The 17,823-nt window shown below is 50.8% G+C and carries 22 protein-coding genes; 15 read left to right on the top strand and 7 right to left on the bottom strand.

Going from position 1 to position 17,823, the window contains the following annotated elements; all coding sequences use genetic code 11:
* The first annotated feature begins 6 nt into the window (after positions 1 to 6).
* The 3 genes from HFP08_RS18135 to HFP08_RS18125 all read left to right on the top strand — a co-directional run bounded on the left by HFP08_RS18135 (position 7) and on the right by HFP08_RS18125 (position 2,105).
* Positions 7 to 978: a phage lytic cycle repressor MrpR family protein gene (locus HFP08_RS18135; RefSeq protein WP_168122020.1), complete on the top strand. Its 972-nt coding sequence runs from the start codon at positions 7 to 9 to the stop codon at positions 976 to 978.
* A 217-nt stretch (positions 979 to 1,195) separates the two neighbouring features.
* A complete protein-coding gene (locus tag HFP08_RS18130) occupies positions 1,196 to 1,801 on the top strand; it encodes a dTMP kinase (RefSeq protein WP_168122019.1) in 606 nt (201 codons plus the stop codon).
* A gap of 52 nt (positions 1,802 to 1,853) precedes the next feature.
* Positions 1,854 to 2,105: a hypothetical protein gene (locus tag HFP08_RS18125; RefSeq protein WP_168122018.1), complete on the top strand. Its 252-nt coding sequence runs from the start codon at positions 1,854 to 1,856 to the stop codon at positions 2,103 to 2,105.
* A 90-nt stretch (positions 2,106 to 2,195) separates the two neighbouring features.
* Here the strand turns inward: HFP08_RS18125 and HFP08_RS18120 are convergent, their stop codons facing one another.
* The 4 genes from HFP08_RS18120 to ku form a co-directional block, all read right to left on the bottom strand.
* Complete coding sequence (locus HFP08_RS18120; protein ID WP_168122017.1) at positions 2,196 to 2,396, bottom strand: hypothetical protein; 201 nt, start codon at positions 2,394 to 2,396, stop codon at positions 2,196 to 2,198.
* A gap of 101 nt (positions 2,397 to 2,497) precedes the next feature.
* Positions 2,498 to 3,028, bottom strand: a complete 531-nt coding sequence (locus tag HFP08_RS18115; protein ID WP_168122040.1) for a GNAT family N-acetyltransferase — start codon at positions 3,026 to 3,028, stop codon at positions 2,498 to 2,500.
* A 487-nt stretch (positions 3,029 to 3,515) separates the two neighbouring features.
* Entirely contained in the window at positions 3,516 to 4,934 is a 1,419-nt protein-coding gene (locus HFP08_RS18110; protein WP_168122016.1) for a hypothetical protein, read from the bottom strand.
* Positions 4,935 to 5,026: 92 nt separating this feature from the next.
* On the bottom strand, positions 5,027 to 5,869 hold the full coding sequence (gene ku / locus HFP08_RS18105; RefSeq protein WP_168122015.1) for a non-homologous end joining protein Ku: 843 nt from the start codon (positions 5,867 to 5,869) through the stop codon (positions 5,027 to 5,029).
* A gap of 204 nt (positions 5,870 to 6,073) precedes the next feature.
* On the opposite strand from ku, the gene HFP08_RS18100 reads away from it, so the two are divergent.
* The 8 genes from HFP08_RS18100 (at position 6,074) to HFP08_RS18065 (ending at position 12,062) form a co-directional block, all read left to right on the top strand.
* Complete coding sequence (locus HFP08_RS18100; protein ID WP_168122014.1) at positions 6,074 to 6,844, top strand: NUDIX domain-containing protein; 771 nt, start codon at positions 6,074 to 6,076, stop codon at positions 6,842 to 6,844.
* A 13-nt stretch (positions 6,845 to 6,857) separates the two neighbouring features.
* Positions 6,858 to 7,415, top strand: a complete 558-nt coding sequence (locus HFP08_RS18095) for a cysteine hydrolase family protein (protein WP_168122013.1) — start codon at positions 6,858 to 6,860, stop codon at positions 7,413 to 7,415.
* Positions 7,416 to 7,447: 32 nt separating this feature from the next.
* Complete coding sequence (locus HFP08_RS18090) at positions 7,448 to 8,908, top strand: nicotinate phosphoribosyltransferase (protein WP_168122012.1); 1,461 nt, start codon at positions 7,448 to 7,450, stop codon at positions 8,906 to 8,908.
* Complete coding sequence (gene pnuC / locus HFP08_RS18085; RefSeq protein ID WP_168122011.1) at positions 8,905 to 9,576, top strand: nicotinamide riboside transporter PnuC; 672 nt, start codon at positions 8,905 to 8,907, stop codon at positions 9,574 to 9,576. The genes HFP08_RS18090 and pnuC overlap by 4 nt, the downstream gene beginning before the upstream one ends.
* The gene (locus tag HFP08_RS18080) at positions 9,563 to 10,597 is read left to right on the top strand and encodes an AAA family ATPase (protein WP_168122010.1); all 1,035 of its coding nucleotides are present in this window, start codon (positions 9,563 to 9,565) and stop codon (positions 10,595 to 10,597) included. Before pnuC ends, HFP08_RS18080 begins: the two co-directional genes overlap by 14 nt.
* Positions 10,575 to 11,456, top strand: a complete 882-nt coding sequence (locus HFP08_RS18075; RefSeq protein ID WP_168122009.1) for an ADP-ribosylglycohydrolase family protein — start codon at positions 10,575 to 10,577, stop codon at positions 11,454 to 11,456. Before HFP08_RS18080 ends, HFP08_RS18075 begins: the two co-directional genes overlap by 23 nt.
* 78 nt (positions 11,457 to 11,534) lie before the next feature.
* Positions 11,535 to 11,684, top strand: coding sequence for a hypothetical protein (locus HFP08_RS18070; RefSeq protein WP_168122008.1), 150 nt, complete (start codon positions 11,535 to 11,537; stop codon positions 11,682 to 11,684).
* Positions 11,685 to 11,789: 105 nt separating this feature from the next.
* On the top strand, positions 11,790 to 12,062 hold the full coding sequence (locus HFP08_RS18065; protein ID WP_168122039.1) for a DUF3892 domain-containing protein: 273 nt from the start codon (positions 11,790 to 11,792) through the stop codon (positions 12,060 to 12,062).
* A gap of 71 nt (positions 12,063 to 12,133) precedes the next feature.
* Here HFP08_RS18065 and HFP08_RS18060 read toward each other — a convergent pair whose 3' ends face one another.
* Positions 12,134 to 12,859, bottom strand: coding sequence for an MBL fold metallo-hydrolase (locus tag HFP08_RS18060; RefSeq protein WP_168122007.1), 726 nt, complete (start codon positions 12,857 to 12,859; stop codon positions 12,134 to 12,136).
* Between the two features lie 152 nt (positions 12,860 to 13,011).
* On the opposite strand from HFP08_RS18060, the gene HFP08_RS18055 reads away from it, so the two are divergent.
* The 3 genes from HFP08_RS18055 (at position 13,012) to HFP08_RS18045 (ending at position 14,434) form a co-directional block, all read left to right on the top strand.
* Positions 13,012 to 13,221: a hypothetical protein gene (locus HFP08_RS18055; RefSeq protein WP_168121877.1), complete on the top strand. Its 210-nt coding sequence runs from the start codon at positions 13,012 to 13,014 to the stop codon at positions 13,219 to 13,221.
* A gap of 163 nt (positions 13,222 to 13,384) precedes the next feature.
* Entirely contained in the window at positions 13,385 to 13,960 is a 576-nt protein-coding gene (locus tag HFP08_RS18050; protein WP_168122006.1) for a stalk domain-containing protein, read from the top strand.
* Between the two features lie 147 nt (positions 13,961 to 14,107).
* Positions 14,108 to 14,434, top strand: coding sequence for a DUF1292 domain-containing protein (locus HFP08_RS18045; RefSeq protein WP_168122005.1), 327 nt, complete (start codon positions 14,108 to 14,110; stop codon positions 14,432 to 14,434).
* A 76-nt stretch (positions 14,435 to 14,510) separates the two neighbouring features.
* Here the strand turns inward: HFP08_RS18045 and HFP08_RS18040 are convergent, their stop codons facing one another.
* Positions 14,511 to 14,927: a DUF1885 family protein gene (locus tag HFP08_RS18040; protein WP_168122004.1), complete on the bottom strand. Its 417-nt coding sequence runs from the start codon at positions 14,925 to 14,927 to the stop codon at positions 14,511 to 14,513.
* A gap of 69 nt (positions 14,928 to 14,996) precedes the next feature.
* Entirely contained in the window at positions 14,997 to 16,466 is a 1,470-nt protein-coding gene (locus HFP08_RS18035; protein WP_168122003.1) for an aminotransferase class I/II-fold pyridoxal phosphate-dependent enzyme, read from the bottom strand.
* 150 nt (positions 16,467 to 16,616) lie between these two features.
* Here HFP08_RS18035 and HFP08_RS18030 point away from each other — a divergent pair, with 150 nt between their 5' ends.
* On the top strand, positions 16,617 to 17,801 hold the full coding sequence (locus HFP08_RS18030) for an MFS transporter (protein WP_168122002.1): 1,185 nt from the start codon (positions 16,617 to 16,619) through the stop codon (positions 17,799 to 17,801).
* Positions 17,802 to 17,823 lie beyond the last annotated feature (22 nt).

Raw genomic sequence — 17,823 nt, 5'->3', positions numbered from 1 at the left:
GTTTTTGTGTCCAATATTCTCTATGAAGATAAGTTATACAATGAAAAAGTTAAAGAAGAATTCATGTCAAATATGAAATTAGGTTCAAAAAAAATATTTTCAAGACTTTTTAAAATTTCATATCCGCTTGAAACGCAGCTTAATAAAGATTTATATGATTTTAGTCGAGATGAATTAACAAAATTCTTTTACTTAATCAAACCTGCGAGTAAGCAAAGCTCTGCTGGAAATGTTGGATATGTTCAAAAATATATCGTTTGGGCCGAGGAGGAGGGCTATAAAACAGGGTTAAATCCTCTTGACTTTGTTGACGCGGAATGGAAAAAACAATTTTATAATGAATCAGTAAAAAGGTTTTGGACTGAGCAGGAACTAGACCAAATTATAGATAGCAGAGAAAATGCGCAAGATGCCATATTAATTGAATTATTGCGTTCTGGAGTTCGTGGATCCGGAAACAGTGAGATCCTAAATCTAAATAGACGTTCTGTAGATAAATTCAATAATCAATTATACCTGGAAGATGATAATGGAATGAAACGAACAGTCACTGTAAGTGAGAAATGTATAAAATTATGTTTGGAAGCATCAAATGAAACGGAATATAGTAAATTAAATGGAAATGCAAGTCCGGATATTAAAGCGCCAACTGCACATTTGATAGATAACGAATTCATCCTAAGAAATGCAAACACAAGAACAGTTCATAAACACGAAGCTGAGAAGAGTATTGTACATCGCAGGTTGGATAAAATTGCTACTGAATTGGATATTCCGAATTTTACTCCTCTTAATATTAGTCGAAGCGGAATGATGCAAATGGCAAAAGAAAAAATACTTAAGTATGGGAAGCTGACTGATGAAGATTGTGTTGAAATTGCTTTTCAATTTGGCGAAAAATCAGATGCTGCTCTATATCGCATGAAAAATGATTTTCTTAATGAGAATAAGGTAAGAATGCTTTATGAACTACTCTAAGGAATTAGAGTAGTTCTAATTAAATTAAATATTGAATTGTATTGACTATTTTTTAGTTGAAGTGATATATTCAACTTGTGTTCGTTCAACATGAGAGGTGTCACACGTAATATCTCACTTTGGTCGTTATCTTACTTTGAGAGGTGGTAATACAATGTTGATAAAATATTGATTTAAAATATTAAAATAAAATATTAAAATTTATTGAGGTGATAAAATGAAGATCATTGCCATTGAAGGAAGTGGCGAAGCAGAAAAATATATAGCATGTGAATTATTAAAAATACGTCTTGAATCTGAAGGGTATAAAATTGCAATAAGTAACTTTCGTCACGATGATCAACCTATTGGCAATTTGATTTTGAATTGGGGAAAGAAAGAATGGAAAGCCTCAAGAAAAACGATTGAACTTATTATGACAGCGGATATGCAGCATACGCAAGACTGGTTTAATGAACTTGAAAATCAGAACTATGATTTTTTAATTTTAGACAGTTACACTTTAAGTCAATTCATATATGCTAAAACGGATGGTATTGAAATGGATTGGATTATTCAGCTTCAGAAGCATTTAAGGAAGCCAGATTTAGATATTATCATTGATATACCTGCAGAGATTTGTATGAGCAGAAAAAATAAAAAAAATATTGATAAGAAGAGAGATTATAATTCGGAATTGGAATATCGAAAATATATTAGGGATGATTTCATCCTGTTATCTGAAAAATATTCTTCGCCCATTCATCGCATAGTGGATGGCAAACGAACTATTGAGGAGATGCACGAAGAGATTTATGAAATTGTAACAGATCATTTGACATAAGAGAATGAATACATTTAATTTAAAATATTGAAATATGCTGGAGGAATAGGGGATGTATTTTGAAGTTGACATTGAACATAGAGACATTGCAAATATTAAAGTTATTCCTACAAAAACATACGTAACATCGATCGTTGAGGAAGAAATTGAAATACATAAATATTTTGAAGATATTGAAGCTGTGGCCTTATATAAGGCTATACAAGAACATTTAAAATGTCTAAAAATGAGAAAGGGAGATATTCTTGAAGTCGTTGACATTCGTCAAATTGATCTGAATGAACAACTGATTTGGTCGATGTAATTGTAATGAGTCAGAATAAACAGCTTTAAAGCCACCTCAGGTGGCTTTTTTTCTGAAGTTATTTTAGCTAAGACAACACCATTTGCTCCTTCAGAGATCCTCGTCCTCGCCAATCTCTGAATGACTCCTATCCTTCTTATAAAATCTCCCCAGAAAGGCCAGCGGCGAAACATCGGTGATACCTAGTTCTTCGGTCCAACTGAATACGGCCAGAAACGGCAGCAGGCCAATAGCCAGAATGGCAATGATAAAGCCGACGGATACGCACAGAAGAGCTTTGCGAATGGTCATGCCAACATCTCCCCGTTATATTGTCTATTCTATCTATATGCCACAAAAGCGGGAATCAGAAGTTAGTGGCGATAGGGGAGGTGGACGTGGACGTGCTGGCCTTAGTCTGCAAATTCAAGAGCGAGAATGGCATGGAGATACGAGTCAGGCCACTTGCCTTTATGAAACATATGCTCCCGGAGATGACCTTCATACCTCATGCCGATTTTCTTCATGACGCTCGCAGAACCGATGTTGTCTGGCCTGCAGGTGGCGTAGATGCGATGAAGGCCGAGCGTGCCAAATCCGAAACGGAGCATCTCCCGAGCGGCTTCCGAGCCAAAGCCCTGACGCCAATAATCGGGATGAAGACAATAGCCAATCTCGCCAACTCGGTCCGAGACGACGTGGATACCGACGCCTCCAATCAAGTTGCCGGTTTCCTTCCGTATCAAGGCGAATTCATAATCGACTCGCGGCGTTTGCTCTTGCATGCGAATGACGGAATCGATGAATGCCATCGTATCCGCTTCGGTGTTCGGCCCCCATATCATATGCGTGGCAACGAGAGGGCTGCTGGCGTAGGCATGTACATCTAGCCAGTCCTCCTGACGAAAATCCCGAATGATCAGCCTTCCGGTTTCCAGCTTCATGTCGCTCATTTTGCTCCTCCTCCATTCAATCGTATCTAGCAGCCGACAGCGCAATGAAATTCTTCCTATTGTATAATGAGGGAATTGATCCTGGCAAGTGGAGGGGAAATGAGCTGATTTTGCGAGGTAAAGCGTGGGGAACAGGAATTTCTCCCGTTTATTGCTGCGAAATCGAAGAAAATAACGGATATGCTGGAAATCCTCCCGTTTATTTCATGAATTCAACCGAAATTCTCGATGATTGATGATATATGATGGAGTTTTTCCAGCATAAAAAGAGAATGGAGGGCAATGAGCAGTATAAGCTGGAGTTATTCCAGCATAAGCAGGCAAAATGCTCGCCACGATGAAATTAGGACGCCAACCAAAGCGTTCGCTAGAACAAACTTGGGAGCCTAAAAGCAATAACCAGGCTGCTTTATCCGAAAGGCAGCCTGGCTAGTTATGAAGCTAACACATATGCGGAGTCTTTATCACAAGCTGCAAGCTACAGAATGAGCATCGCGACCACCGTCGTGACCGTAAGTCCAATCACGACGGGCTTCAGATTGCGGCGGGCGAGCTCAAACGGGTCGACTCCGCAAATGGCCGCGGCGGGAATGAGCGCCCACGGCACAAGTGTGCCGCCGCCGACCCATATTGCGGAGATTTGACCGAGGGCGGTCAGGGTTGCCGCACCCGCGCCCAAAGCAGCAGAGAACAGATGCGCGATGGAGCCCGCCAGCGAGATGCCGGAGAAGCCTGAGCCGTCAAGACCGGTGATAGCTCCAACCGAGGTAAGAGTGACGGCGCTTACGCCGTTGTTGACCGGCACATGATTCGCGAGAGCGACGCCGAGGTCGTTCACGAGCCCGTGGGAGCCGGCCGGCAGCAAATCGCCGAATACCTGAGTGAACGCGGAGTCGCCCAGATAGAAGAAGGCGGCGATGGGGATGACGGGGCCGAATATTTTGAAGCCGAATTGAAAGCCTTCGATGATGAACTTGGTAATTTGCTCGAGACCGCGGGAGCGGTGGGTCAACATAGTGATGACGATCATGATGAAGACGGCCGTCCCGCCGACAAGCGCCGTAGCGTCGCCGCCCTGCAGATCGAACAGAAACATGCCGGCCACGTCAAGGGCGAAGAGCAGCGGTATAATGCCGGCAAGCCATCGCTTGGCTGATGCGCTTAACAGATGAGAGCTGCTGCTCTCCTCGACTGGCTCCGCATCATGCGGGATTACCGACTTCTTGGATTCGAGCTCCTCCGACTTGAAAGCGCCTCTGCGCATATCTCTCCGCAGCAGCCAGAACGCAATGACGGTGGTTGTCAGGCCCATGACAATGACGAGCGGAACGCTTGCGGACATGACGTCGCCAACGGGCAAGCCCGCAGCATCCGCCGTCAGCTTGGGCGCGCCCTGAATAATATAATCTCCGGACAAGGCAATGCCGTGGCCGAACAGGTTCATGGCCATGGCGGCGCCGAGCGCCGGAAGGCCGACCCGCACGGCAACAGGGAGCAGCACGGCTCCCATAAGCGCGACGGCAGGCGAAGGCCAGAAAAACCAGGACATCACCATCATGAGCAGGCCGATGACCCAGAAGGCTAGCGCAGGCGTTTTGATCAGTTTTGTAAACGGATACACCATTACTTCGTTAATGCCGGTTCGAATGAGAATACGGCTCATGGCAACGATAATGGAGATAATGAGGATGGTGCCGAGAAGCTCTGTGATGGCGTAGATGAAGCTGTTGAATACGCCGCTGACGGACCGCACCAGACTCTCCGTCGACAGCAGTCCCAGTACGAAGATACCGACGATGCAAACCAGGGACGTATCGCGGCGCATCATCATAAAGCTGATAATGAGAAGCACAAATGCGAGGTATACATAATGAATTGCAGTCAGTTCAATAACCATAAGAACGAACACCCTCCTGTACGAATGTACAATGCCCTGCTGCATCCTATGCGGAAGGATGGATAGGCGTTCGCTCTGTATAGCGGTTAGGCTCAGGCGGTTCCCTTCGTCGATTTTTTGGGCTTCGCCTTTGCTTTTGTCTTGCCTCCGGAATCCGTCGGCGTCTTCATCGCGTCGAGGCTGGCTTGAAGCGCGCTCATCAGATCAACGACATTCGATTTCGCCGCCGCGGGAGCTTCGACGATATCGATGCTTTCGCCCGCGATCTTGTGCTCGATGAGCTCGGAGAGCGCCAACCGGTAATCGTCCTTGTACTTGGACGGATCGAAGGTTTCGCTTAGCTGCTCCACGAGCAGCTTGGCCATGGTCAGCTCCTTCTCTTGAATAGCCGCTTCCTGCGGCAGATTGGGCACCTGATCGATGGGCCTTATCTCATCGGGAAAATGCATCGTCTCCAGGCAAATGCAATTGCCGACGGAGCGAATGGCGGCAAGGCTGCTTTTGCTCCGAATGGATATTTTCGCAATGCCGATTTTCCCCGTCTGCTTCATCGTCTCGAGAAGCAGGCTGTACGCGCCGGCGCCAGTCAAATCCGGGGAGAGATAGTAGGGCTTCACATAATAGAGCGGATCGATCTCGCTCAGATCGACAAAGTCGAGAATATGAATCGTTTGCGCGGATTCGGGCTTGATGGCGTCGATTTCTTCCTCCTTTACAATAACGAATTTATCCTTTTCGTATTCGAAGCCTTTGACGATATCCTTGGGCTCGACCACTTGATCGCAATGCTTGCAGGTTTTCTGATAGCTGATCGGCATGCCGCAATCCTTGTGAAGCTGCCTGAAGTGGATATCCTTGTCTTCGGTGGCGGTGAACATCTTGACGGGAACATGAACCAATCCGAAGCTGATGGCGCCTTTCCAAACGGTATGCATATGCAATCCTCCCTTTTTCCCATTAAGTTGCGTCAGGTTCAGGGGCTTTATTCGTTCGCTGTGACAGAAATAGAGGCAGACTTGAATTTGCCCAATCGGGAAATCATGGAACAAAAGGGTTGACAGTCGCTCTTAATATGTCATAATGAGTATATCGAATCGATAATGTCTAATTGATAATATTAAAATGAATGAGGCGATGACATGAACCCGCTCGAGAATGAATCAAATTACGATGCAAAACAGTACCGCACGCCGGACGGGGCTCCAAGCGACATTATCATCTTCACGATCGTCTCCCGGGAGAAGGTCGCCGCGAAGAAGGCGCTGCCCGACCGGGAGCTGCAGCTATTGCTTATTCGCAGGAAGGTCTGGCCTTATGAGGGAGCATGGGCATTACCTGGAGGCTTCTGCAAAGAATCGGAGAGCATGTATGAATGCGCAAGACGCGAGCTTGCGGAAGAAGCGGGCGTGCAGGATGTTCATATGGATTATTTGAACGTATACAGCACGCCGGGAAGGGATCCCAGAGGATGGATCATCTCCCATGCGTTCTGCGCTCTGGTGAACGAAAGCAAGCTGCTGGAGCGTCGCGCTGATGATGACGCCTCGGATGTGAGGCTCTTTGCGGTTGAAGACGCGCTTCGCTTGGAGCTCGCCTTCGATCACAGACAGATGATACGGGATGCGCTGGACAGGATAAGAGAGAAGATGCTTACGACGACGATCGCAAAGGAATTTCTATCGGAGGAATTCACGATAAGCGAGCTGTACCAGGTGATTCAGACCGTGGTGCCAGGCTTCGAGGAACGTAATTTCATTCGCAAAATAACCTCGACTCAAAGCCGCAAAGGCATTATTGAGGAGGTTAGGGACGCACAGGGCGGACTAAAGCTCTCCAATCGCTATTCGCAGCGCGCGGCGCAGCTCTACCGATTCACGAACGAGCGGCGGGAGCTGTCTATTTACAATTGAAAGGATGAGGAAGATGGACGCATTGATCATCATCGATTATACGGTTGATTTCGTGGACGGGAGGCTGCCATGCGGACAGCCGGCCATTGATATCGAAGAGCGGGTTATCGCGCTTGCCCAGTCGCATCTGGAGCGGGGGAACGAGGTTGTCCTGGCTGTGGATCTGCATGAGGAGGGGGATCCGCATCATCCCGAGACCGACTTGTTCCCGCCGCATAATATTCGCGGCACGGAAGGACGCTGGCTGTACGGTAGCCTGCAAGAGCTCTATGAACGGCACCGGAATGAGCTCCATTGGATGGACAAAACGCGATACAGCGCTTTTGCCGGAACTCATCTGGAATTGCGTCTCAGAGCGCGAGGGATAACCGAGCTTCATCTCATCGGCGTATGCACGGACATCTGCGTGCTTCATACGGCGGTGGACGCTTATAACAAAGGCTTCAAGCTTCATATTCACAAGGATGCGGTCGCAAGCTTCGATGAGACGGGACACGAGTGGGCGCTGCGGCATTTCCAGAACACGCTTGGCGCGAGAATCTACGAGAATGATCGGGTGATCCGCGTGTAGGCCGGCAACGCAAATCGAGAGGAGAGAACAACATGACTGGAGAGAATCTGACGCTTCATACCGACAAATATCAAATCAATATGATGTACGCCCATTGGAAGGGGGGGACTTATAACGAAAAGACCGTATTCGATCTCTACTTCCGCAAGCTTCCGTTCGGCAACGGCTTCGCTGTTTGCGCGGGTCTGGAGCGAGTCGTTCGCTATATTCAAAGCTTGACATTCGGAGAGGCGGAGCTGGCCTTCCTTGCGGCGCAAGAGGAGGATTATGATTCGGCGTTCCTGGAGGAGCTCGGCCGCTTCTCCTTCACAGGCACGCTGCACGCGATACCGGAGGGGACGATCGTCTTCGCGAATGAGCCGCTCCTCCGGGTGGAAGCGCGTGTATTCGAGGCGCAGCTTATTGAAACGGCGATGCTTAACTTCGTTAATTATCAGACGCTAATTGCGACCAAGGCGGCGCGAATCAAGATGGTTGCGCCGCATGACGGCTTGCTCGAATTCGGCACGCGCCGCGCGCAAGAGGCGGATGCGGCGATATGGGGCGCGCGGGCGGCGTATCTGGCCGGCTTCGACGGAACCTCGAATCTTCGGGCGGGCATGCTGTTCGGCATGCCGGTCAGCGGCACGCATGCGCATGCCTGGGTGCAATTTCATGAGTCGGAGGAAGAGGCGTTCATGCGGTACGCAAATGCGCTGCCGAATCAGGTGACGCTGCTGGTGGATACGTACGACACGCTGCGCAGCGGCGTGCCGAACGCAATCCGGACGGCGAAGGCGCTGGAGATGCAAGGGAAGAAGATGAAGGGGATCAGGCTTGACAGCGGCGATCTTGCTTATCTGTCAGCAGAGGCTAGACGCATGCTGGATGAAGCGGGTCTCGCGGACGTGAAGATCGTCGCGTCGAATGATCTCGACGAGCATATTATCGCGGAGCTGAAGGCGCAGGGAGCACGCATCGACATATGGGGCATAGGCACGCAGCTCATCACGGCCGCCGATCATCCCGCGCTTGGCGGCGTCTATAAGCTTGTTGCCAGAGAGCAGGAGGGACAATACAAGCCTGTAATCAAAATATCGGGCAATCCGGAGAAGGTGACAACGCCCGGCATCAAATCGATCTATCGCATGATTAATCCTGCCAGCGGCAAGGCGGAGGCGGATTATATCGCGCTTCAGGCGGAATCGGATGTCGACGAAGGACAGCCGATCAAGCTGTTCGACCCGATTCATCCGCAATTCAACAAAATCATGAGAGAATATATCGCGATGCCTCTTCTGAGGCCGATCTTTGAGGAGGGAGAGCTGGTTTACCAACTGCCTGAGCTTCGTGAAATCCGCGAACATCATCGGGAGCAGCTGAGCTTGTTTTGGCCGCAATATTTGCGCAAGCTGAATCCGGAGAAATATCCCGTGGATCTCAGCACTGAGCTGTGGGAATTGAAGCGTGATTTGATACAACGCTATCAAGGACAAGGGGCGGAGGAAGAATGAACCGATTGGGAACGATGCTGCTGCTGACGGGCTTTATGATCGCTGTTGCCGTCTATACCTCCTCGACCGCGCTTGAAATCACGGCCACCTTAACCGGCTTGCTCTGCGTATGGCTCACGGCGCGGGAGCAAATCTGGGCATGGCCGATTGGATTGGTCAATGTCGGCTGCTTCTTCTATATGTTTTGGGAGGTGCGGTTATATGCGGATATGACGCTGCAAGTGTTCTTCTTCGTTCTTAGCGTCTACGGCTGGATCTACTGGCTGAAGGATCGAGGCAGCCGCAAGGTGCGTCCGACGCGTCGCATCACTTCGAAGAACGCGGCACTGCTGCTCGTCCTTCTCATCGTCGTAACAGAGCTGTGGGGCCATCTGCTCTCGCAGTATACGGATGCCTCCATTCCCTACCTGGACGCGTTCATCGCGACCTTAAGCCTAATCGCGCAATTTCTGCTGTCGTCCAAATATTTGGAAAATTGGCTTTGCTGGATCATGGTTGATATTCTGTCCATCGGCATGTACAGCTACAAGGATCTGCATGCGCTGGCCTTTCTCTACGTGATCTTCCTCAGCATCGCTGTTGCCGGTTATCTATCGTGGCGGAAGGAGCTGACTAAGCAGCGCGTCCATCTGGCTCATGAAGGAGGGATGCCGAATGGCGCAGCGTAAAATCGGCTTGACCTTGGGTAAATTCGCGCCTCTTCATAAAGGCCATCAGCTTCTTATTGAAACGGCGCTAGAGGAGATGGATGAGGTCATTGTCGTCATCTACGACAGCCCCGAGGTGACGAATATTCCGCTGAATGTAAGAGCGGGATGGATTCGGAGGCTCTATCCCGAGGCGGAGGTCATCGAGGGTTGGGACGGCCCAAGCGACGCTGGTCATTCCATTGAGGTCCAGCGCATTCAGGAGCGGTATATTCTAGGTTTGCTCGGCGGCCGCAGCATAACGCATTTTTATTCGAGCGAATTTTACGGCGAGCATATGAGCAAAGCGCTTCATGCCGTTAATCGTCAAGTAGACGGCGATCGGCTGAAGCGGCCGGTGTCGGGCACGATGATTCGGGAGGATGCCTATGGCAACCGACGATTTGTCGATAATATCGTGTACAGGGACTTAATTGTGAGCGCGGTGTTTCTCGGCGCGCCGTCCACGGGCAAGAGCACGCTTGCGGCACATCTCGCGAAGCGGCATGAGACGGCATGGATGCCGGAATACGGCAGGGAATATTGGGAGCGGCATCAGCAGAATCGAAGACTGACGCTGGTGCAGCTGGAAGAGATCGCGGAGGGACATTTGTTGCGGGAGGAGCAGCTTTTGCAGCAAGCGAAGGAGGTGCTGTTCGTGGATACGAACGTGCTGACGACCAATCGCTTCGCACATTATTATCACGGGAAATCGACAGAGAAGCTGGAAGCGATGGCAGCCAAGTCGCAAGCTCGCTACGATCTGATTTTCGTATGCGATACGGATATTCCCTATGCGGATACTTGGGATCGCTCCGGCGCCGCGCAGCGAGAGTTGTTCCAGAAGCAGATCGTCGCTGATCTTCAGGTCCGGAAGCTGCCTTATATTCTGCTGCGAGGGACGCTCGAAGAGAGAGCGGAGAAGGTGGAGCGCGTGCTGAAGGGTTTTCGGAAATTTCAAAGCATGGGGGAGTGGAGAGATGGATGGAGCAGCGAGGATTGACCGAATCAAAGGCGGCTTGTTCGGTTTGGCGGTTGGCGACGCGCTGGGCGGGACGACGGAATTTATGACGGAATCGGAGATCAACAAGCAATACGGCGTTTTGACCGAAATAATCGGCGGCGGGGTGTGGCAACTGGAGCCCGGAGAGGTGACGGATGACACGATGATGACCTTGGCCGTGGCGGAGGGTATTCTGCAGAACCCTTTGCAGCCGGTCGAAGCAATCGGACGCCGTTTTCTCGAATGGTATGCCTCGAAGCCCAAGGATATCGGCAATACGATTCGGGCCGTCTTTCACCATTTTCAGGGAGACTGGTTCGCTGCGGCGCAGAAGGCGGCGGAAGAGCTTGGCGTAAGCGGAGGCAATGGAAGCTTGATGCGCTGCCTGCCGGTTGCGCTATATTACGATTCATTAGAAGAGATAGAGACCGTGACAAGGCTGCAGTCCCGAATGACGCATGTCGATGAACGCTGCGATGAGGCTTGCGCGCTCTATTGTCGCATGGCGCATCGACTGCTTCTTGGAGAAGACCTGGTTCCCGTATTGGAGCAGGAGCTGGAGCGAACCCGTTATGAAGATGTTCTGCTCGAAGAGCCTTCATGTGAGCCTACAGGCTTTGTCGTGCATTCCATGGCGTGGAGCATGCATCATCTCCTGAGATCCGACAGCTTTGAGGCGGTCATCCAAGGCGCGGCCAATAAAGGCGGCGATTCGGATACGATTGCCGCTATAGCGGGAGGTCTTGCGGGCATGTACTACGGCTATGAAGCCATTCCCGCCCGTTACAAGGAAAGCATTTTGATTCGTGAGAGGCTGGAGCATACTGCAGCGAGTCTGGCGGCTGTACACAAGCTGTAATTGTTGAGACGAGCAGTGGTTCTGAGCGCGCAGCTCCTTCGCATACGCTAGTAGAAAGAGCGCGAAGGAGGAACGGCGATGGGAGAGTTTTACGCTCACTTATCCTTGTGGCTAATCGGCATGTTCGGCATTATTGGCGTGTTCATCTATGCGCTTGCCCGATTTATTGGCAGCGATTCCTGGGATCATGACGAGCAATTCGTGTGGCGGCGCAAGATGAGGGAATAGAATGAGGCATTTTCGGGGAAAGTATCCTCCGTACCCTGATCATGATTGATAGGAGGAGGAAGCGTCATGGATCAACAAAATCAGAATCAACAGAATCAGAGCAGCATGCAACAGAATACCTCTTTTCAGCAAACACAGCAAATAGGCCAGCAGGAATCCGAGCATTTCGTTGCGGTTCAGAAAAACGGCGACGGCGATTTGACCGCGTTTAAAACGTCCTCGGGAAGAACGCTTGATTATAGGGAGGCGCTGCAAGAGGTGCAAGCGGGCCGCATTTCCGGCGTTAACGCCTTTAAAGGAAGAGATGGAGAAACCTATATTCGCGGCGACGCGGACGGGGATCCGAGCAACAATCTCGATCAGCTTCCGATCTTCTAGTCTCAAATAGGATAGCTTCACGCGGCAGCCGCCTGAACGACTCTAAGGGAGCGATTCAGGCGGCTATTCGTCTATACAATATAGGTTTTGCCCTGCTGCACTATGTTCATTGCTCCCGTTTTTCCCCGGAATTCCTCGACAGCATCCCCATAATGCATAAGCTGAATTTTCGCTTGGATGGAAGCGGGCAAGGTCAACAGCTCATCGAGGCAGGCATGTACGACGCCGGGAGCCTCTAGCTGGCAATCCTGGTAAATGACTTCAACGCCTTGCTCGACCAGTTGTTGCAGCAGTTTTCCGTCGAACCGCATATCCGCGGAATAGAAGAAACGGCGGTTAAAGAGGAAGGAAAAGCTTCTTTTACCCGGAATATGCTTTGTTTCGATAAGCTCTACGGCTATTCCCGGAGCGAGCTCATATTCAGTTCCCGGTTGCAGAGGACGGACATCGAAGAAATCGTCGATCGTTTGCAATTCGCCCTGAGTCAGGCCACCTTTCAATGTGTGCTCCCATAACGGCTGCACGAGCGGCTCGGCGATATAGAGCACCGGCTTGCGCGCATGCTTAAACATCATTTGGAAGGCGAGCTCCTCCAGCCCTCCGACATGATCGCCGTGAATATGGCTAATCAGAATCGCATCGAGCTCCCCGAAGCCGTAACCTGCGTCATGGAGAGCCTTCGGCAGCGTGATGCCGCAATCGATGAGCAGCCGGAAGCCGTTCGCCTCCGCAAGAGCGTTGTTGTTATTGAATTTTTTCGCAAAAGCGCTTCCTGTGCCGAGCATGGTCAAATTCATGGGTTTGTCCCTCATTTCCATTTATTTCGCGAAGCAGACGAATCCCTCTTACTGTAACAAAATTTATTCGTACATGCCATTTCCAGGCGCATTTCGAAGCCGCTCTACATACAATGCTCTAGCGGTATGAAGAGCGGAGGAGTTGGTTTGAGATGGCCAAGGGCGGCAAGGGCAAGTCGGCGACAAAGAAGAAGCAACTGGCGAGCGATCGCAAGCAGGTGAATTACAAGCTGGTGCTGTCCAGCACATGCGCGGTTTGCAAAACCCCGTGCGCGCGAGGCATGAGATATCTGGCCTCCATGCAGGAGCCCGGAGCGGTAGGCAAGGGCGTGCCGTGCATTTTGACCAAAACCTACGGGTAATAAGTCGTTCTATTTCCCAGGCAAGCGCAGAATTCAACAACATTTGACAAATGAGATAATTTATGAAACAACAATAAAATAGTTTCGCAGATTCGCGCAACTTTACGATGAAACACGAGTATAACCTTACATCCAGAATATGCGGATGGAGGTTAATAAAGCGATGAAATTCAAGAAAATAGCCGTAATCCTGGTGCTGTTAAGCGTATGGGGCGGTTCCATGATCTTCGCGGATGCCGCTGCGCAGAAGGTTCGCGTCATGCTCAATGGCGTGGAGCAAAGTGGAAGCGGCGCGATGCTGGAAGGCAAAACCTATTTGCCGCTCAGACAGCTGGCGACCGCGTTGGGAGCGATTGTGGAGTGGGATGACGCAAGCAAGACGGCGATTGTCTATAAACCGAATGTTCATATGTTCGTATATGATGATTCAAAGCCGTTCGGTGTGGTGAACAAAGGTTATTCGGCGAAAAAGCTGAAGGTGTTCTCGCAAATCGATAATCTGAAAACGGATATTTCATCCGTGAAGGTGACGATTACCGATCCATATGGAAGCGAGCAAGTCATTCAGACGAAGAGCATTACCGAAAACAAGGATAATTTTTGGTTCATAACCGAAGAGATGGATTACAAATTCGATTCCACCGGAATCTATACGATTCAATTCTACATGCAATCCTCTGATACGAAAGAATGGAACGTTGTGTCCGAGAAGCAGATCTCTTCGATTAACGGGAAATAACGAGCGCTGTATGGCTGAGACGCCCAGGCATCCAAAAGCAAGTCAAGAAGCCCGTCCTTCACCGGATGGGCTTCTTGTTTGACCGTCCCTAGCCGGACATGTTACGATAGGCGCGTATGATTATTACAGCGAAATGGGGTTGCTATCATGAGCGAACACGAACATCAGCACGGCGCGGATTGCGGCTGCGGACATGATCACGATCATGACCACGAGCATGAAGAGCATGTCTTCATCGTCTCCAACGACGAAGGCGAAGAGCGCGAGATGGTTATGGTGTATACATTCGAATCCGAATCTAACGTATATGCTGTTCTGCTTGATCGTCAGGATCCGGAGGAAGACGGCGTCATCTTCCGGATCGAGGAAGAGAATGACGAGGCGTTTCTGGTCGGCATCGAGGATGATGCGGAGTGGGATCGCGTAACGAAAATTTATGAAGAAATCGCGACGAAGGAAAACGAAGGCAAGTAGTTGCTCTTTGCCTAATCGCGTTTGGAAAGGGCAGCATCCGCCGACTTATCGGTGAATGCTGCCCTTTCGCATGCGTTTATTTTCTTGGATAATAGTAGACGGTTCTGCCGTTGAACATCAAGAGCTCGGCCTGCAGCTTCTTGGCCAGATGCTTGCACAGCTCGTTGGCCTTGGCTTTGTCGCCATGCGTTGCTTCGTCCGGCAAGACGACCTGAATGCAGGATACTTCGTCGCCGGCCGCGCTTGCCGCTTCGCCGATTCCGAAGATGATATGCTTGTACTCTCCGGCGGTGCCCTTCAAGTAAAACCATCGATCATCCTGTTTGGTCTCGATGCTGTAGGGAAAGGCCGCTCCGGCATAATCCCATCCGAGCTGCTTGCCCGTCAAGACCAATTGATCCCGATAGCGCAGCAGCAATTCCTGAACATTACGCAATGTCACACTCTGAGTTGCCGAACCTTGCACCAGCTTGATATAAGCGCTCTGAGCCACCTGCGATCACCTCTAGCCAAATTTTAGCATGGGGGGTACCGTCTTTACAATAGAATGCGGGTATCCTGGCTAGAAGATCGCGGTTTCCTCGACAATGACCTTCACGAATTCGATGCTGCGGTCCTCGGGTCCCTTCACGGGCAGACCGACCTCGACATGATCGACGATATAATCGATATTCGTCTGGGAGATGACCTCGCCGGGAAGCAGGATCGGGATGCCAGGAGGATAGACGTAGATGAATTCCGCGATAATGCGTCCTGCGGATTCCTTGAACGGAATAACCTCCGTCTCGGCGTAGAATGCGTCCCGAGGCGTCAGGGAAAGCTGCGGGATATCCGGAATTTTCACCACGAGCTCTTTCGCCTCGGCTCCGCCGTGGAACGCCTCGGAGAGACTCTTCAGCGACTCGATCAATTTTGCGACAGACTCGGATGTATCTCCAGGCGTAACCAGGCACAGAATGTTATACATATCGCTGAGCTCGATTTCCAGATTGAAATGCTCGCGCAGCCAATTCTCCGTATCATAGCCGGTGATGCCGAGATGCCTGACATGTATCGTGATTTTCGTAGGATCATAATCATAGGTTGCCTCGCCGCCGAGAATATCCTCGCCGAAGCAGTACAGACCGGGAATTTCATTGATCTGTCTGCGCGTCTCCTGTGCCAGCCTAATGGCCTTCTCCGCGATTTCATGACCGTTCAGCGCAAGATTGCGTCTGGATGTATCGAGTGATCCGAGCAAAATATAAGAAGTGGACGTCGTCGTCAGCATCGAAATGATCGTCTGCACGCGAAGCGGGTTAATTCTTCCCTTCTTAATATTCAGCACAGAGCTCTGCGTCATGGAGCCTCCAAGCTTATGCACGCTCGTCGCGGCCATATCCGCGCCTGCCTGCATGGCGGACATCGGAAGCTTGTCATGGAAGTGTATAAGAACGCCATGGGCTTCATCGACAAGCACGGGAATGTCGTAGCCGTGCACGACATCGACGATTTCCTTCAAATCCGCGCATAGGCCGAAATAGGTCGGATTAATGACAAGCACGGCTTTGGCGTCGGGATGCCGCTCCAGCGCGCGACGCACGGAGCTGGTCGTAATGCCGTGATCGATGCCGAGATTGTTGTCGCGCGCCGGCGAGATGAATACAGGCCTTGCTCCCGCGAATATGATGGCCGACATGATCGACTTGTGCACGTTGCGCGGAACGATAATTTTGTCTCCGGGTGAGCATACTGTCAGAATCATGGTCATAATCGCGCCGCTGGTTCCTTGCACGGAGAAATACGTGTAATCGGCGCCGAACGCGTCCGCGGCAAGCTTCTGAGCTTCCTCGATAACGCCGGTCGGCTGATGCAAATCGTCCAGAGGGGCTATATTGATCAAATCGATGGACAGCGCGTTGTCTCCAATGAAGGAACGGAATTCAGCGTCGCTGCCAAGACCTTTCTTATGGCCGGGTATATGGAATTGTATCGGATTCTGCTCCGCATGGTTGCGCAGCGCGGTGAAGAGCGGTGTTCTGCTGTGATCCATAGGAAACTCTCCTGCCTTTCTTCTCATGTGCAAACATAGTAGAGTATAGCAAAACCAACTTGGAATGCAAGAGAAATTAATTGTTCTCGAATTGTTCATTTCCGGCTGATTTCCGGATATGTTACGATAGATTGATGGAGGGATTGTTTCATGGAAAAGAAACGAATGTCTATAATCATGTCTATTCTTGTTATTACCTTTATCGGCTTCGGTATTATCATCCCGGTTATGCCCGTCATTATTCAAGACGCGGACCCCGAAGGGGCTGCGCTGCATACGGGAAGAATGCTCGCGCTGTATTCGGCGGTATCGTTCCTTCTGTCGCCAATCTGGGGCAATCTGTCGGATCGAATCGGCAGACGGCCGATTATTCTGACGGGCTTGCTCGGTTTCTCGGCAAGCTTCCTGTTGTTCGGCTTGTCCGCGGGCGACATGACGCTGATGTATCTGTCCAGATCGCTCGGCGGCTTGTTCTCGGGAGCGGTGGCTTCGGTCATCGTCGCTTATGTGGCCGATATTACGCCTCCCGAGCATCGCACGAAGGGAATGGGTCTTGTCGGCATGTCGATCGGACTCGGCTTTACGGTCGGACCGGGCTTCGGCGGCTTGCTAAGCGTTGTCTCGCATGAAACGCCCTTCTATGCGGCTTCGGCACTGACGCTGCTGACCTTTGTGCTCGCCTTTGCCACGCTGAAGGAGTCTCTGACCGAGGAGCAGCGAAGCAAACGCAGAAGCGCGAAGCGGGAATCGCGATGGACGGCGTTCCAGGGACGCCTCAAGTATTTGTACGTGCTTGCGTTCTTCGTTACCTTCACGCTTGCCGGCATGGAAGCGACGCTGCAATATTTCGGCGAGAAGCGCTTCGCGGTTACCCCGCTGCAGGTGGGTATGCTCTTCTTCGTCTGCGGGCTGGTCGGCGCGCTTGTGCAAGGCGGCTTTGTCCGCAGGCGGATCAAGAAGGGCGAAGAGACGAAGTATATTACGATCGGTCTCGTTGTGTCCGCGCTGGGCTTCTTTATGCTGATTTTCGCGCATGCGCTGTGGTGGGCTATTCTCTCGCTTGCCGTATTCGGCGTCGGCAATTCCCTGATCCGGCCTTGCGTCACCTCGCTCATTACGCAGAAGACGACCGTCGGGCAAGGGGTGGCTTCCGGACTAAGCTCGTCCATGGACAGCCTGGGCCGCATCGCGGGTCCGCTGCTCGGTTCGCTGCTGTTTACGTATGAAATCGGGCTGCCGTACATGGTGGGCGGCATCCTGTGTCTAGGCGCGGTTCTGCTGGTGACGCGTTTTACCCGACTCGATCATCAAGTCGTGGAGCAGCATGCTTCATAGAATGCAGAAGATAACAGTTGAA

The sequence above is a fragment of the Paenibacillus sp. HB172176 genome (assembly GCF_011947265.1).
Classification (GTDB): Bacteria; Bacillota; Bacilli; order Paenibacillales; family Paenibacillaceae; genus Pristimantibacillus.
Note: the sequence above shows the minus strand (reverse complement) of the source record. Positions and strands in the feature narration are given on the sequence as shown.